The sequence below is a fragment of the Rhodoferax ferrireducens T118 genome, assembly GCF_000013605.1.
Lineage (GTDB): Bacteria > Pseudomonadota > Gammaproteobacteria > Burkholderiales > Burkholderiaceae_C > Rhodoferax > Rhodoferax ferrireducens.
Genome location: NC_007908.1, coordinates 4,628,008 through 4,643,419 on the forward strand (window position 1 = coordinate 4,628,008; position 15,412 = coordinate 4,643,419).

At 58.9% G+C, this 15,412-nt stretch carries 15 protein-coding genes and 1 pseudogene; all 16 read right to left on the bottom strand.

All coding sequences use genetic code 11. From position 1 onward, the window contains the following. Positions 1-33: 33 nt before the first annotated feature. The gene (locus RFER_RS21060) at positions 34-594 is read right to left on the bottom strand and encodes a HutD/Ves family protein (RefSeq protein ID WP_011466412.1); all 561 of its coding nucleotides are present in this window, start codon (positions 592-594) and stop codon (positions 34-36) included. After that, positions 591-1,301: a UTRA domain-containing protein gene (locus tag RFER_RS21065; protein ID WP_011466413.1), complete on the bottom strand. Its 711-nt coding sequence runs from the start codon at positions 1,299-1,301 to the stop codon at positions 591-593. The genes RFER_RS21060 and RFER_RS21065 overlap by 4 nt, the downstream gene beginning before the upstream one ends. Position 1,302: 1 nt before the next feature. Next, the gene (locus tag RFER_RS21070) at positions 1,303-2,067 is read right to left on the bottom strand and encodes an amino acid ABC transporter ATP-binding protein (RefSeq protein WP_011466414.1); all 765 of its coding nucleotides are present in this window, start codon (positions 2,065-2,067) and stop codon (positions 1,303-1,305) included. Next, positions 2,064-2,732, bottom strand: coding sequence for an amino acid ABC transporter permease (locus RFER_RS21075; RefSeq protein ID WP_011466415.1), 669 nt, complete (start codon positions 2,730-2,732; stop codon positions 2,064-2,066). The genes RFER_RS21070 and RFER_RS21075 overlap by 4 nt, the downstream gene beginning before the upstream one ends. A gap of 17 nt (positions 2,733-2,749) precedes the next feature. Continuing rightward, positions 2,750-3,493, bottom strand: coding sequence for a transporter substrate-binding domain-containing protein (locus RFER_RS21080; RefSeq protein ID WP_011466416.1), 744 nt, complete (start codon positions 3,491-3,493; stop codon positions 2,750-2,752). A gap of 30 nt (positions 3,494-3,523) precedes the next feature. After that, positions 3,524-4,267 (bottom strand): IclR family transcriptional regulator, encoded by a 744-nt coding sequence (locus tag RFER_RS21085; protein ID WP_011466417.1) that lies wholly within the window; start codon positions 4,265-4,267, stop codon positions 3,524-3,526. 611 nt (positions 4,268-4,878) lie between these two features. Next, positions 4,879-5,298, bottom strand: coding sequence for a methyl-accepting chemotaxis protein (locus RFER_RS21090; protein ID WP_166485776.1), 420 nt, complete (start codon positions 5,296-5,298; stop codon positions 4,879-4,881). 6 nt (positions 5,299-5,304) lie between these two features. Next, positions 5,305-6,996, bottom strand: a complete 1,692-nt coding sequence (locus RFER_RS21095; RefSeq protein ID WP_041793060.1) for an electron transfer flavoprotein-ubiquinone oxidoreductase — start codon at positions 6,994-6,996, stop codon at positions 5,305-5,307. 136 nt (positions 6,997-7,132) lie between these two features. Then, a pseudogene (locus RFER_RS21100) lies at positions 7,133-7,366 on the bottom strand (aspartate 1-decarboxylase); the annotation flags it as partial. A gap of 203 nt (positions 7,367-7,569) precedes the next feature. Further along, positions 7,570-8,502, bottom strand: coding sequence for an electron transfer flavoprotein subunit alpha/FixB family protein (locus tag RFER_RS21105; RefSeq protein WP_011464251.1), 933 nt, complete (start codon positions 8,500-8,502; stop codon positions 7,570-7,572). 78 nt (positions 8,503-8,580) lie between these two features. Next, positions 8,581-9,330, bottom strand: a complete 750-nt coding sequence (locus RFER_RS21110) for an electron transfer flavoprotein subunit beta/FixA family protein (protein ID WP_011466420.1) — start codon at positions 9,328-9,330, stop codon at positions 8,581-8,583. A 175-nt stretch (positions 9,331-9,505) separates the two neighbouring features. Next, the gene (locus RFER_RS21115) at positions 9,506-10,669 is read right to left on the bottom strand and encodes a CaiB/BaiF CoA transferase family protein (protein ID WP_011466421.1); all 1,164 of its coding nucleotides are present in this window, start codon (positions 10,667-10,669) and stop codon (positions 9,506-9,508) included. Between the two features lie 21 nt (positions 10,670-10,690). Continuing rightward, on the bottom strand, positions 10,691-11,893 hold the full coding sequence (locus tag RFER_RS21120; protein WP_011466422.1) for a CaiB/BaiF CoA transferase family protein: 1,203 nt from the start codon (positions 11,891-11,893) through the stop codon (positions 10,691-10,693). A gap of 11 nt (positions 11,894-11,904) precedes the next feature. After that, entirely contained in the window at positions 11,905-13,056 is a 1,152-nt protein-coding gene (locus tag RFER_RS21125; protein WP_011466423.1) for an acyl-CoA dehydrogenase family protein, read from the bottom strand. Positions 13,057-13,130: 74 nt separating this feature from the next. Continuing rightward, a complete protein-coding gene (locus RFER_RS21130; RefSeq protein ID WP_011466424.1) occupies positions 13,131-13,649 on the bottom strand; it encodes a MaoC family dehydratase in 519 nt (172 codons plus the stop codon). A gap of 39 nt (positions 13,650-13,688) precedes the next feature. Then, on the bottom strand, positions 13,689-14,531 hold the full coding sequence (locus tag RFER_RS21135) for an HpcH/HpaI aldolase/citrate lyase family protein (RefSeq protein WP_244095765.1): 843 nt from the start codon (positions 14,529-14,531) through the stop codon (positions 13,689-13,691). Between the last annotated feature and the right edge of the window lie 881 nt (positions 14,532-15,412).

Here is a 15,412-nt window from a genome sequence, read left to right on the forward strand (position 1 = left end):
TTACCACCGTGCAGTTGGCCCAGAATGGCAGGCTCACAGCTCAATATCCATCCACAACGCGTCTGCCGCACTGACCTGCAGCGCGGCCCCGGCTGGCAGGGCTTGCCAAACTAGGCTGTGCGCCGGTACTGCCATAATATTTTGATCAAATTTCACACTGGCCCCCGAATCTATTGCGTATAAAGCTATCGTTTTAGGAGCATTGAGAACGATACAGAGGCTTCCTGAGATCCGCCTCATCTGTGCCGCAGCTTGGTCGCGGCGCACCATCAGGTTGAAATCCTGTGTCGCGCCATCCAGCAACTGGCAGTAGGCGGGCACGGCGCCGTCAAAGCACAGGGGCACGCTGTTGCCAGTCAACTCATGTGCCTGGTCGCCCATCGACAATCGCACCCCGCCCCCGCCCAGCACCGCAAACCATCGCTGCACGCCCTCAAAGCGCGAAAAAGGTCCGCTGCGCGCCACCTCAGCGACGGACATGCGCCAAACCCAGTCCCCGGTGCCAGGCCAGGATGCGAGTTCACGGGTTACGCCGCCGCCATTGCGCCAGGGGCTTGGGGGCACATCGTCCAGTTGGACCAGTCGCCAGCTCACAGCTGAAATTTTCCGCCAAAACTGTAGCGCATGCCGGGGTAAACGAGGCGCATCAGACTGGCCACATGCAGGCCACTGACGATGCGCCGGGTCATCACCAGACAGGGCTCACTGCTTTTGATTCGCAGACACCTGGCCTCCCGAGGGCTGGGCAAGCAGGCTTCGATCGAATAGCTGGTTTCGGTGAGTGGTGCATGCTCCAGCAGGTACTGGGTCGACGTCGTGGTCTCGAAATCGTTGTCCAGGTAGTGTGGCGCCGATTGCGGATTAACATGGCAATCTTCGAACTGAATCGGCACCGCGTCCTCGTAGTGCACGAGCACCGAGTGAAACACTTTCGCCCCGGTTGGCAGTTTCAGGATCTGCCCCAGCGCCGCATTGGCGCAAATTGATTCAAGCACTATGACTTGGGTGGCATGAGCGTGCTCACGCTCAAGAACCTCCTCCTCTATGTCTCGAAATGCCAACGTGCTCAGGATGCGATGCAACTGCGCCACAACCGTGCCCGAGCCCCGCACCCGGGTCACCACGCCTTCCACCACCAACTCGCGCAGCGCCCGACTCACGGTCATGCGACTGACGCCAAACTGCTGCTGCAAAGCCGATTCGCTGGGAACAGGGTCGCCCGCACGCCAGGCCCCCAAGTTGATCTTGCTCTTGACAAAGGCCTTGACGTGTTCGTACGCTGGCAGCTTGCTCGCAGACATATCAGACGCGGGTCAGGATGGCCCGCAAGAAGTCCCGCGTTCGCGCCTGCTTGGGGTTGGTGAAAATGATGTCGGGCGGCCCCGCTTCGATCAAAGCGCCGCCATCCATCACCACCACGACGTCAGCGACCTCGCGCGCAAAATCCATTTCGTGGGTCACGACCATCATCGTCATGCCCTCGCTCGCCAACAGTTTCATCACCTGCAGCACCTCACCCACCAGCTCGGGGTCAAGCGCGGAAGTGGGCTCATCAAACAGCATGACTTGCGGCTGCATGGCCAGCGCACGGGCGATCGCCACGCGCTGCTTCTGACCGCCCGACAGACTGGCCGGCATGGCATGGGCCTTTTGCACCAGGCCCACCTTGTCGAGCAAAACCATGGCTTCCGCTTCGGCTTGCGGTCCCGACACTCCCCGCACCTTGCGCGGCCCGACCGTGATGTTGTCGATCACCGACAGGTGCGGAAACAGATTGAACGACTGGAACACCATGCCTACCTGCTCGCGCAAATGATTCAGTGCCTGATCCGCCAGCATCTGACCACCGTCGGACAAGGTGTGCCCACAGATCTCGACCCGTCCACTGTCGGGTTGCTCCAGCCCATTGCAGCAGCGCAAAAAAGTGCTTTTGCCGGAACCGCTGGGCCCAATGATCACCACCACCTGCGAGGGCTGAACATCAAAATCGATGCCATGCAGGACCACGTGGTCGCCAAAAGACTTGCGCAAGCCCCGGATGTGAACGATGGGTTTTTGCATTTTCATTGCACCATGCCTCCCGCACGAAGTCGCTGCTCGATGCGGCGCAACGCCAGCGTCGTCAAGCCGGTCAAAACAAAATAGATGGCGGCAATGGCCAGATAGACTTCCAGCGAGCGGTAGGTCACGCTGATGATTTTCTGTCCCTCATGCATCACGTCGTGAATGGTGAGCAGTGACACCAGCGCGGAATTCTTGATCAAGGCAATGAACTCGTTGCCCAGTGGTGGAATCATGCGCACCAGCGCCTGCGGCAGGATGATGGTCCGCATGGCCGTGCCATAGGACATGCCCACCGAGCGTGCCGCCTCCATCTGGCCCCGGTCAATCGACTGGATGGAGCCGCGCACGATTTCCGACACGTAGGCGCCAGAGTAAATGCCCAGCCCGATGACGCCACAGACAAACGCCGGCAACAGGATATCGAACTGCGGCAAGCCAAAAAACAGAAGAAACAATTGCACCAGCAGCGGCGTGCCGCGAATGACCGCCACATAGCTGGTGCACAGCGCATAGATGACGCGCCGCTCCGGCTTGAGGCGCCCGATTCCCACCAGCAAGCCCATGACGCAGCCAAGCACCAGCGCCATCGCCGTAATTTCAACCGTGACCGATGCCCCTTGAATCAGGTTGCGCCAGCCAGAAAAAACGGGGGAGAAATCGAGTTCCATCTGGATTGCCTTGCGCCTTACTTAGCTGTGTTGGTAAACCATTTTTTGACGATCTGGGCATAGCTGCCGTCGGCCTTGAGTTTGGCCAGGGCGGCGTTGACGGCCCGGGTCAGGTCCGGGGTATCTTTGCGCAGCGCCATGCCGTACTCCTCGGTGGTGAGCTGCTGCTCCAGCACGTGCAGGCCGCCTCGGGTGCGTACATACTGGAACGCAGCGGGCTTGCCGGTCACAGCCGCATCGGCACGGCCGATGTCAACCAGGTTGAACATCTCTTGATTCTTCTCGACTTCAACCAGTTGCACCTGGGGGTAATTCGTGCCAAGGTAGCCGACGGACTTCGTCCCCACCTGCACGGCCACTTTTTTGCCATTCAGGTCTTTCAGGGTCTTGATGCCGGTGTTGCCATCCTTGACCATGGCCACCAGCCCGCCAGCGTAGTAAGAGTCCGTGAAATCCACCACTTTTTTGCGCTCATCCGTGATGTAGATGGCCGACACGGACATGTCAAATCGTTTGGAGACGAGGCCTGGAATGAGGCCCTTGAAGTCGATATCGACCCACTCGATACGCTTGTTCATGGCTTTGCCCATCGCCTCGACCAGGTCAATATCAAAACCGGTGCGTTTGTCGTTTTCGACAAATTCCATCGGAGGAAATGTGGCATCGGTGCCAACGCGCAGAACATCTTGCGCGTTCGAATGCGCGGCGCCCAGGCTAGCAACGGCGAAGCAGGAAAGTAGAAATGTGCGACGAAAGTTCATGGGGTCTTCTCCAGGGGGTTAAATCAATTACTACTGCGTACTCAAACTTCGGGAAATACGGGCGGCCGTCACCACCGTCATCTGAATCAGAGGTGAATGCTTGCCGTGGACACGCACACTGGGCGCCATCAGGGTCAACACACCGAGGGCGCGTTTGCCCATGCCGAACAGGGGCGCGCTGACACCCCAGACACCGGGGTCAACTTCCCCGTCGCTGACAACAAAGCCCACTTTCCGAATTGCGCTCAGCTCAGCCAAAACGTCCGCCAGGGGCTGACCCGGCTGATCCGCGGTGGTCTCAAGGGAGGCGCTTATGGCGCCTGCGGGCAGATGCGCCAGCAGGCATTTCGCAGAGGCACCTTTTTGCAGCGGTACGCTGCGCCCCTTCTCGAATGAGCAGCGCAAGGCTTGCCGGCTTTCGATCATGTCAATGCAAATGGCCTGGCCGTTTACCGCCACCACTAAGCCGACGCTTTCTTGCGATTGCTGCGCCAACACGATCATGTCCGCACGCGCGTGCTGCACCAGGTGCGAAGCCATGTCAAAGCCCAGCGCTAATTGAAGACTCAGCGGGCCTGGGGCGTAGCAGCCTTCCATCTCGAGCACAAACCCCCAGCGCTTGAGGGATGCCAGTTGCCGGTATAGCGTGCTTTGACTCAGCTGCGTCTTGTCCATTAACTCCACTGCAGTCATGGCACGTCCTTGTTGCGCCAGCGTGGCCAGGACCACCAAGGCGCGATCGACCGCAGAAATAGGATGAGAGTCAGACGGCATGGGCTCAGTATCGGGCGCTTGCGTTCACTCGTAAACCGGAAATTATCACTGAGTGGGAACAGACCTCTCTTTTTTGGGTGGACACTGCATGCCGCCCATGCAGACCGACGCGCCGTCACTTCTCCTCTGAAACTAGTGCAAAGAAAGCCATCTCACAGACGGCGGGATGGCCTTTGAGATCAGGGTTTTCCCTAATCAGACTAAGTTGTATAGACAACTTTACTGAAGTCGAAAATCGCTAACCAACACCCAAATTCAGACCGAAGGAGCAAGCACCAGTGCGCCTTTCGAGCGAACCGACGGGTCCTGAGCCAGAATGGTTAGGCACTGGGTATTTGCACTCATGTTGTCTCCCCTCCTCGACCGGGTTCGCGACGCGAGATCTCGAGTTACTGTATTGAACCTCGAAGCCGCACTGCCGCCAATACTACGCTTGAGTGGACCAAAGAAGCGATACCCCAGTCCACAGAATGGAAGGCGTCAATGACTTCGTGTCGTCCGCCTGCTTTAACAATGGAAAGCAAACTACCTTGATCGAATTGTCTTTCGTTGTGCACTGAGCTGATCCTGAGACTGACCCCAAAAGTGGTTTGCAGGCGAGCGCGTCAACTTTACATTCCTACTGAGGTCTCAACCAGAACTTTGATCTTTTTGGTCGCCCCTTCCGAATCGCCTGCCAGACTGTGGCCTTCACTTACTGGGACGGAAGAACCGTGCCGATGCTTTTCTGCAGGGGTAGTGTCAGAGTCTGCCTTCAAAGACTGAATGTTGGCCTGGAAGGCAATGCTGTCAATCACGCTGATGATGTCGCCAATTTTTTGTTTCGAATCCGAGATCAGCGCTATCGTGGATGCCATATTGGCAACGGCATCACCTAACTTGGCTGCAATCTCAGTGGCGGCATACGCCAGCTGGTAGTAAGTGGCTGTTTGCCGCTCCATTTCAAACACCGTCTTTTGCAGATACTCAAAAGCTTGATCGGCTTGACTTGGGAAGTCCAAGTCGGCAGCAGAAGTGGACCGATTCAACATGGCCAACTACATCCCCGCGTAGTTCGGCCCACCGCCCCCTTCGGGCGTGACCCAGACGATGTTCTGCGTCGGGTCCTTGATGTCGCAGGTCTTGCAGTGCACGCAGTTGGAAGCGTTGATCTGCAGTCGGTCGGTGCCGTCATCGTTCTTGACAAACTCATAAACCCCGGCCGGGCAGTAGCGCGCCTCGGGGCCGGCAAACTTGGCCAGGTTGATGGCAACCGGCACCGACGCGTCTTTGAGTGTCAAGTGCGCGGGCTGATTTTCTTCATGGTTGACGTTGCCGATGAAGACGCTGCTCAAGCGGTCAAAGGTGAGCTTGCCGTCGGGCTTGGGGTAAACAATGGGTTGGCACTCGGCGGCTGGTTTCAGGTAGGCATGGTCGGGCTTGTCACGGTGAATGGTCCAGGGCATGTTGCCCCCCAGTCCGAACTGCTCGAAACCGTTCATCAGGGTGCTGATGCGCAAGCCGTACTTGAACCAGGCCTTGAAGTTGCGCGATTTATTGAGTTCGGTATAGACCCAGCTCTTCTCAAACGCCTCGGGGTAGGCGCTCAGTTCGTCATGCTGGCGTCCGGCCGTGACGGCCTCAAACGCCGCCTCGGCTGCCAGCATGCCGGTCTTGATGGCCGTGTGGCTGCCCTTGATGCGGCTCACGTTCAGGAAGCCCGCTTCGCAACCCACCAGGGCGCCGCCCGGGAACACGGTCTTGGGCAGCGCCAGCAAACCGCCGGCGGTGATGGTGCGCGCACCATAGGCCAGCCGCTTGGCGGTGACTTCGCCCTTGTCGTTCTCAAAATACCAGCGCACATTGGGATGGGTTTTCCAGCGCTGGAACTCCTCGAACGGGCTTAAGAATGGGTTCTGGTAGTTCAGCCCGGTGATGAAGCCCAGCGCGATCTTGTTGTCCCCCATGTGGTACATGAAGGAGCCGCCGTAGGTGCTGTTGTCCAGCGGCCAGCCTGCGGTGTGCATGGCAAAGCCAGGCTGGTGGCGCGAGGGGTCCACCTCCCAAACCTCCTTGATGCCCAAACCATAACTTTGCGGATCACAGCCCTCGTCAAGCTTGTACTTGGCAATCAGCTGGCGCCCCAGATGACCGCGTGAGCCTTCGGCAAAAATGGTGTATTTGGCCAACAGCTCCATGCCGATCTGGAAATTCTCGCCCGGTTCGCCTTCCTTGTTCACACCCATATTGCCGGTGGCGACCCCTCTGACGGCGCCTTGCTCGCTGTAAAGCACTTCAGCGGCGGCAAAGCCGGGGAATATTTCCACGCCCATGTTTTCGGCCTGGGTCGCCAGCCAGCGCGTCAGCTCGCCCAGGCTGATGATGTAGTTGCCGTGGTTATGGCTGCATTTGGGCAGCAGAAAATTGGGCGTGCGATAGCCCGAGGTTTCACTCAGGAACATCATGGCGTCATCGGTCACCGGCTGGTTCAGGGGCGCGCCCATGGCCTTCCAGTCGGGGAACAGTTCATTCATGGCAACGGGATCCATGATGGCGCCCGAGAGGATGTGGGCGCCGGGCTCGGCGCCTTTTTCCAGCACCACCACCGACAGCTCCTGGCCTTTTTCAGTGGCCAGTTGCTTGAGGCGGATGGCGGTGGACAGGCCGGCAACGCCGCCTCCAACAACAACGACGTCGTATTCCATCGCTTCGCGGGGGCCAAACTGGGCCAAGATTTCCTGGTTTGTCATGGTTGAACTCATCTGATAATGGGGCATGGTCCGGGAATGGACCGCGACACAGGTGACGACGTTGGGATGTCCGGTGTCATTGAGGAATCCGGGGCCATCAGTACTCGCGAGGTGCAAGGACGGCACAAAGGGGGATGCGCGTAGCAACCGAGCAGATGTCCAAAATCATGCCGGATCCGCGTTCGCCATGGGTCGCGTAGGTGATGAAGCACACGGCATTGGTGATATTCCAGATATAGATCTTCTCATTCTCAACAATATTCAGCGCGCCCAGCAGGACTTTATCGATCGCGCAGGATCCATCGTGGTGCAACTCGCAGTGGGTTACTGCACCGCGGTGGCTCTTGGATCTGAGTAATGTGCGGAACATGATGTGTCGGTCTGGCTAGTCAAGGCTTCAGACAACCAAGCAGACGACTGGTCGACGAGGGAAGTTAGCGCGTCCCGCCCCCGTGTTCGGTCGGGGCATTCCTCAACGAAGGTGTCAGGGTCGCCTCGCTTGGTTCTGACTTCCTGCAGGCATCGAAGAAGCAGTGCCATAGACTTCTTACTCCTAAACCCAATTCTGGAGAACTACAGCGCGGCCACCAGTTCGGGCACCGCCACGAACAGGTCCGCTTCCAGGCCATAGTCGGCCACCGAGAAGATCGGCGCCTCGGGGTCTTTGTTGATGGCCACGATCACCTTGGAATCCTTCATGCCGGCCAGATGCTGGATCGCGCCGCTGATACCGACTGCGATGTACAGCTGCGGCGCCACGATCTTGCCGGTCTGGCCCACTTGCCAGTCATTGGGCGAGTAACCGGCGTCCACCGCGGCGCGCGAGGCACCAATGGCAGCACCGAGCTTGTCGGCCAGTGGCATCAGGATTTCCATGAACTTCTCGCTGGAGCCCAGCGCCCGGCCCCCGGCCACGATGATCTTGGCTGCGGTCAGCTCAGGGCGATCATTTTTGGCGATTTCACTGCCCATGTAAGTTGACTTGTCACTGGCCGCGACCGCCGCTACGGCCTCAATGGCGGCCGTGCCACCGCTGGCAGCTGCCGGGTCAAATCCGGTGGTGCGCACCGTGATGACCTTGATGGGGTCTGTGCTTTGCACAATCGCAATGGCGTTGCCGGCGTAGATCGGGCGCTCGAAGGTGTCGGGGCTGTCGACTTTGGTGACGTCAGAGATCTGTCCCACGTCGAGCTTGGCGGCCAGGCGCGGGGCGATGTTCTTGCCGGACGCCGTGGCGGCAAACAGGATATGGCTGTAGTTCGAGGCGAGGGCCAGAATCTGCGCGCTCATGTTCTCAGCCAGGCCGTGGGCCAGGGCGTCGCTGTCAGCGTGCAGCACCTTGGACACGCCGGCAATTTGCGCCGCTGCAGCGGCTGCGGCGCCGGCGTTGGCACCGGCTACCAGCACGTGCACCTCACCGCCACATTGGACGGCAGCGGTGACGGTGTTGAGGGTTGCGCCCTTGAGGGTCGCGTTGTCATGTTCGGCAATTACTAAAGATGTCATCATTTTTCCCAAAAAGTTTTAATCAGTTGAGGACAGAGCTTGCCCACTGCGTGTGGCTGCGGTCTGTCCCGCAATGTCTTAGATTACTTTGGCTTCATTTTTGAGTTTGGCCACCAGCGTCGCCACATCGGGCACTTTGATGCCAGCGCTGCGCTTGGGCGGCTCACTGACTTTGAGGGTCTTGATGCGCGGTGTGACGTCGACACCGAGGTCTTCGGGCTTGAAGATGTCGAGTTGCTTCTTCTTGGCCTTCATGATGTTGGGCAGCGTCACGTAGCGCGGCTCGTTCAGGCGCAAGTCGGCGGTGATGACCGCCGGCAAGGTGATGGACAGCGTTTCTGAGCCGCCGTCGACTTCACGCGTGACCGAGGCTTTGCCTTCAAGCACTTCAATTTTGCTGGCAAAAGTGGCTTGCGGCAGGTCGGCCAGCGCAGCGAGCATTTGGCCGGTCTGGTTGCAGTCATCGTCAATGGCCTGCTTGCCCAGGATGATGAGGCCGGGTTGCTCTTTGTCCACCAGCGCCTTGAGCAGTTTCGCCACGGCCAGGGGCTGCAGCTCGACCGTGGTCTCGACCAGAATGGCGCGGTCCGCGCCAATGGCCATGGCGGTGCGCAGGGTTTCCTGGCACTGGGTCACGCCGCAGGAGACGGCGATGACCTCGGAAACCACGCCTTTTTCTTTCAGGCGCACGGCTTCTTCGATGGCGATCTCATCAAAAGGGTTCATGCTCATCTTGACGTTGGCGACATCAACACCCGTGTTGTCCGATTTGACGCGGACCTTCACGTTGTAATCGACCACGCGTTTCACTGCGACCAGGACTTTCATTGCTTCGACTCCAGATAGTTGTAAAGAATATGTTTCCGTTGCTACTCTTGTTATTCGCACTCAACAATCATTGCACTACCCGACTCAGAGGCACAAAGTCCAGAGCTGGGAGCGGTCGTTGGTCGCACACAGCATGGCAAGCCGCCCTAACGGGAGCCTACGTTCCCTTGCTCCCTCAAGCCCCGATAGCGCCGGCCCGCGCGAGGGCGTCAAGTTCGGCACCGGTGTATCCAACAGCCTTGAGCGCCGAACGCGTATGTTCACCAAGTGCAGGTGCCACTGGCAGCACCTGCGCCGGCTCGTTGCTGTACTTGATCGGATTGCCAAGATGTATTTGTCCGTCCGGGAATTCGAGCCGCATGCCGCGCGCCCTAATGTGCTCGCCGTCCAAGGCCTCTTTCAGACCTTTCACGGGCGCCCAGCACAGGTCGAGCTTCGAGAGAAAGGCCTCCCAATAGGCCAGTGGCTGCTGGGCGAAGGCGTCAGTGAGGAACAACTTGACCGGATCCTGACCACTACCCGGCGGCAACTTGCACAAGGAGATGAGATCCGGACGACCAAGCGCGCTCAGAAGGTTTTCAACGAATTTGATCTCGCTGCCGCCCAGCGTGAGGTTGCGTCCGTCGGCACAGCGGTAGATACGATAGAACGCATTGCCGCCGAGCGACCGCTCCTCCGCTGGATTGAGGTCACGCTTTTCCGCGAATACAGGACTGATCACATTGACCAACCAGGAGACCAACCCATCCTGCATGGAAATATCTACATAGTCGCCGCGACCGGTCTTCTCACGGCGCAGCAGCGCCATCAACACGCCCGCCAACCCCATCATGCCGCCACAGACATCGGCAGTCGGCACGCAAGGCATCATCGGATTTCCCTGCGCATCGACATTAAGGCTGAGAACCCCCGTGTCCGCTTCGATACTCACATCGTGCGCCACGCGCTTGGCATTGGGTCCGGTCTGGCCGAAGGCCGAGATCGAACAGTACACAATACGCGGATTAATCGCAGCAACCTTGCTGTACCCGATGCCTAGCCGCTCCACCACGCCAGGACGGAAGGCTTCGACGATTACGTCCGCCTGCGCGGCCAGACGCAGGAAGGCTTCGACCGCCTCGGGCTTCTTGAGATCAAGCACGACACTCTGCTTGGCGCGGTGGGTATTGCGGAACCAGACGGTCATGTCGTCGTGAAAACAGCCTATCGCACGTGTCGGCTCCCCCGTCGGTGGCTCGATTCGGATCACCTCAGCGCCGTGGTCGGCCATCATCATCGTCAGATGTGGACCTGGCAGGTACTGCGACAGATCGAGAACTTTAATGCCTTCTAGTTTCACGGTGTCCTCATCTTTCTTGTTTCAAACGACGCCTGCGGCTCGCAGGGACGCGATCGCGCTGTCGCTATAACCGACCTCGTGCAAGAGCGCATCAGTTGCGGTGCCGAGTGGCTCACACGCTTTGGTTGGCAAGCGCTCTCCATCGAGCTTCACTGGATTTGCGAGGACACGAAGCGCACCCTCGGGTGCATGGGGATGCGGCATCGACTGGACCATGCCAACCTCGCCGACGAAAGGATTCGTCAGCGCCTGTTCGATGTCCATGACCGGCGCTACCGGCAGCTTGCCCGCAAACCGCTGCATCCATTTACGGGTTGTCGCTCCCGAGAAGACCTCGTCAAGCAATGCACTGAGCACATCCCGATGGTCGCGTCGCGTCGCGGGCGTTGCGAAACGGGGATCGTCCAGCCACTCGGGTCGGCCGATACCCTCGACCAGGGCCTGCCAGAACTTGGGCGTCATGCACATCACGAACATCCAGCCGTCGCTCGCGCGCACCAACTGGCACGGCACGGCCGATGGGTGCGCCGAACGCGCCATGCGCTTTGTGACATGCCCGTCGTTCATGAACCACGTCGCCGGATAAGTCAGTTGCGCCAAGGCGACGTCAAACAGGCTAACGTCCACATCGCGGCCCTGCCCCGATCGCTGCGCGCCCATCAGTGCCGCCAACAAGGAGAGCGCCGTGGTGATCCCCGTCATGTAATCGACAATGGACAGGCCCATGCGGGCGGGCGGTCCGTCTGGCTCACCGGTCAGATACAGATAACCCGCCTCGGCCTGCATGAGATAGTCGTAACCGGGCCAATGGGCGCGATCGTTGTCGCGGCCGTAGGCCGACAGGTGCACGCAGACGATCGACGGCCGCACCGCCTTCAGCGCTTCGTAAGTGAGGCCTAGTTTGGCAGGCTGGTCGCCGCGGAGGTTGTTCATGACCGCATCCGAACTTTTAGCAAGGCGGCGAAACACCTCCTGCCCGTCCGGGGACTTCAAATCCAAGGTCAGACTTTTCTTGTTGCGGTTGAAGGACTGGAAGAAATGGCTGTCCTTATCGCCGAGAAAGTACGGACCTGTCGTCCGCGAGATATCGCCGCCGTCGCGCGGATTTTCGATCTTGATGACTTCGGCGCCAAGGTCGGCCAGCATCATCGATCCAAACGGACCGGCACCGTACTGTTCGGCACTGAGGATGCGCACACCCGCCAGGGGTAAAGGCTTCTTCATTTTTACCCCATTCATATTTTGTAGCGTTCAATCAGTTGCTTGGCAATGACCTGGCGCAGGATTTCGTTGGTTCCTTCGCCAATGACCATGAGCATCGAATCGCGGTAGAAGCGTTCAATCTCGTACTCCACCGATAGGCTGTAGCCGCCGAAGATGCGCATCGCTTCTTGCGAACAGTGCACACCAGCCTCGGAGCCCGCAAGCTTGGCCATTGCAGCTTCCAAATCGCAGCGCTCGCCACTGTCGTACTTGCGCGCGGCGTTTTCGATCAGGCGCTTGGCGCCTTCCACCTGCGTCACCATGTCGGCCAGCTTGAGTTGGATGGCCTGATGCTGCCAGATCGGCTTGCCGAACGCGCTTCGTTCCTGTGCATAGCGCAGCGCCATTTTCAGCGAGCCTTCGGCGATACCGGCGCCGCGTGAGGCCACATTGATGCGTCCCAGTTCCAGCCCGCCTGCGGTCTGGATGAAGCCGCGGCCTTCGACGCCGCCGAGCAGGTTTTCTTTCGGCACGCGGTAGTCATCAAAACTGAGCTGGCAGGTGTCGATGGCGCGGTAGCCCATTTTCTTGAGCTTGCCGTCAACGTTATAGCCCGGGCCCTTCTCGGCAATAAGCATACTCATGCCCTTGTGGCGGGGCTGCGCCTCGGGGTCGGTCTTGACCAGCAGCAGCGTCATGTGGCCGTGCAGACTGTTGGTAATCCAGGTCTTGCTGCCGTTCACCACATAGTGGTCGCCGTCGAGCTTGGCCACGGTACGAATCGCCTGCAGGTCCGAGCCGGCGTTGGGCTCGGTCAGGCCCAGGCTGCCGCGCATTTCACCCGTGGCCATCTTCGGCAGGTACTTGCGCTTTTGTTCTTCCGTGCCGTTGCGCTCGATCGCCGAAGCAGCGATCAGGTGCGAGTTGAAAATGCCCGAAGGTGCCATCCAGACCGAAGCCACCTTGATGACGATCTGCGCATAGGTCCAAGCCGACAGGCCCAGGCCGCCGTACTCCTCGCCAATCGTGGCGCCGAACAGACCCAACTCCTTCATCTGCTCGACGATGGCGTGCGGGTATTCGTCGGCCAGGTCGTATTGACGTGCGACAGGACGCAGTTCTTTTTCGACCCAGACCTCGACGGCGTCGACGAATTCCTGCTGGTCGTTGCTTGCTTCAGCCATAATTTTTTCCTTTTTTGATCGGTTGAGGAGCGAGTTTTTCGCGCTCGCGTGACAGCGGTCTATCCCGCAAAGAATCAGTAATTGACTTTGTCTTCGATGCTGTGGCCGATCTTGGCGATCAGCATGGTGCGGCTAAAGGTGCCAATGACCTTGCCATCCTGGTTCAGGCCGGTGGTCTTCACGGTCACCAGGCCAGCGCCGGGGCGCGATTTTGACTCGCGCTTGTCCGTCACCTCCGACTCGGCATACAGCGTGTCGCCGGCGAACAGCGGATGCGTGAGCTTGATGTCGGTCCAGCCCAGATTCGCGATGGCCTTCTGGCTCACGTCGGTGACGCTCATGCCCACCATCAACGCCACCGTGAACGGACTACAGATGATGCAGCGCTTGAACTCGCTAGCCTTGGCGTACTCGGCGTCGAAGTGCATCGGGTGCGTGTTCATCGTGAGCAAGGTGAACCAGGTGTTGTCGGTCTCGGTGACGGTGCGGCCCGGGCGGTGCTCGTAGATGTCGCCGATGTTGAACTCTTCGAAATGGCGGCCAAAGGACTCGCGAAAGCGATGCTCACCGACTTGCTTGACGACCTGAACCATGATGTATCTCCAGTAAAAATGTTGTGTGAAATGAGAGGACTACTGCAAACGTGACAGCTCGACGATGCGTCGAGCCTTGCGCACCAGCGGTGCGTCAACCATGCGCCCCTGGTACAGGAACGCGCCGCTAAACTCGCCGTCGGGAACGGCCTGAACCAGCAACTTCGCCCAATCCAGATCGGCCGGCGTCGGCGCGAAGGCCGCATGAATGATCTGGATTTGCTGTGGATGAATGGCAGTCTTGCAATCAAAGCCGAGCGCGAGCACCTTGCGGGTCTCTTCGCTCAAGCCTGAGAGGTTGCCAATGTCGACATGCGGCACGTCCCAGGCCTGCACGCCAGCAGCGCGCGCCGCATTCACAAGGCGGCCACGGGCCGAAAACAGCCCTTCCCAGTCAAATTGCGCCCCCAGCTCGGCCGACAAGTCAGCGCCGCCCAACATCAAGGCACCGAGCTTGCCGCCAGCGCGCCCAATGGAGCGTGCGTTCTCGATGCCAAGTGGGGTTTCGATCAGTGCCGCGATGGCGCCGATCTGCGCCCCGGCCCAGCCAGCTATGCACTGGATGTCGGCCTTGTCTTCAACCTTGGGCAACAGCAACCAGTCAAGCTGCACGCCCGAATCGACCAGCGCCACCACGTCACGCAGGCCCTCTGCCGTGCGCAAACCGTTAAGGCGGAGCGCGACACGCGGGCCAGTATCCGTTCGGGGCTGCAGTTTGAGCCAACCCAGCACGTTGTTGCGTGCTTCGAGCTTGCGCTGCGGATGAACCGCGTCTTCGAGGTCGATGCACACCAGGTCGGCGCCAGCTGCCATCGCTTTGGCAAACCGCTCGACCTTTTCACCTGAGACAAACAGCATGGAACGGGGGGGATTGGATTGCACAGGCTTGCTCTCAATGTTTAATGTACGGACATTATCATTCGGACTGCGGTGCCTGTCAAGAAAGAAGGCTGGCAAGAGGAGCCTTTTCGCGTTGACAGTCAATCGGCCCGCTCGTTTATGCCGAGCGCTGTGACTGAAAGGGCTTGAAGAAGGAGTGCTGGCTACCAAAGACATGCGTTTCCCGGTCGACATCATTTGGGCGTGCATTTGTCCGTAGCCGCTTACGATACTCAGCTTCAAGTCATTTCAATCAGCGAAGTGCGTCCTGGCAGGCATTGAATTGATGCACGTGATTCGCAAAGGTCAGTTCATGATGTAGAGCTGCGCCGAGATGTCGTTTGCCAACCAGTTTTATGCTTTGGTAGCGCAAATCCGTCCGGTCTGAGGCACTGGCTTCGTTGCAACCAGAAGCATGTTCGTCGGCCGACGACGCGACAAAACCGGAATATCAGCTTGAGTATGGGTAAACCCTGATGCGTACCAGCTAAATACGTTGTATTGTCCATACAAATAAATATCTTGATTCTATTCATTGGACTGAGTCAAGCCAGTACATCTCGGGAGACGGACTCATGTCATCGATCATTCGCGACGCTCGCCCCAGTTCTGAATTCGTCAGGGCAGCCGCAGTCACGGCCTTTCCGATCCTTAAGGCGGACGGTTTGGTCCTGCTGCCCCTCGATGTTTCCTGCGCGATCTTCGGTCACACCTCGCGCGCAGTGAAGCGCATGTTCGATGTAAAGAACCGCACCCCGACTAAGCCCAACGGAGGTGGTCAAAAACGACGCGGGATAGCGTCTGGTGTTTTTGACCAACAACTCTGTCTTGAAGCCCGAGTTGATTGCCGATCTGTATCGCGAACGCAGATAGCTGGAGTAGTT

Bases quoted from the DNA above. Each gene is read 5' to 3' on its own strand.
- RFER_RS21065 (WP_011466413.1), bottom strand. From the start codon at position 1,301: ATGTCTGCGAGCAAGCTGCCAGCGTACGAACACGTCAAGGCCTTTGTC.
- RFER_RS21110 (WP_011466420.1), bottom strand. From the start codon at position 9,330: ATGAAAGTCCTGGTCGCAGTGAAACGCGTGGTCGATTACAACGTGAAG.
- RFER_RS21095 (WP_041793060.1), bottom strand. From the start codon at position 6,996: ATGACAAACCAGGAAATCTTGGCCCAGTTTGGCCCCCGCGAAGCGATG.
- RFER_RS21090 (WP_166485776.1), bottom strand. From the start codon at position 5,298: ATGTTGAATCGGTCCACTTCTGCTGCCGACTTGGACTTCCCAAGTCAA.
- RFER_RS21125 (WP_011466423.1), bottom strand. From the start codon at position 13,056: ATGGCTGAAGCAAGCAACGACCAGCAGGAATTCGTCGACGCCGTCGAG.
- RFER_RS21085 (WP_011466417.1), bottom strand. From the start codon at position 4,267: ATGCCGTCTGACTCTCATCCTATTTCTGCGGTCGATCGCGCCTTGGTG.
- RFER_RS21130 (WP_011466424.1), bottom strand. From the start codon at position 13,649: ATGGTTCAGGTCGTCAAGCAAGTCGGTGAGCATCGCTTTCGCGAGTCC.
- RFER_RS21120 (WP_011466422.1), bottom strand. From the start codon at position 11,893: ATGAAGAAGCCTTTACCCCTGGCGGGTGTGCGCATCCTCAGTGCCGAA.
- RFER_RS21070 (WP_011466414.1), bottom strand. From the start codon at position 2,067: ATGAAAATGCAAAAACCCATCGTTCACATCCGGGGCTTGCGCAAGTCT.
- RFER_RS21105 (WP_011464251.1), bottom strand. From the start codon at position 8,502: ATGACATCTTTAGTAATTGCCGAACATGACAACGCGACCCTCAAGGGC.
- RFER_RS21080 (WP_011466416.1), bottom strand. From the start codon at position 3,493: ATGAACTTTCGTCGCACATTTCTACTTTCCTGCTTCGCCGTTGCTAGC.
- RFER_RS21075 (WP_011466415.1), bottom strand. From the start codon at position 2,732: ATGGAACTCGATTTCTCCCCCGTTTTTTCTGGCTGGCGCAACCTGATT.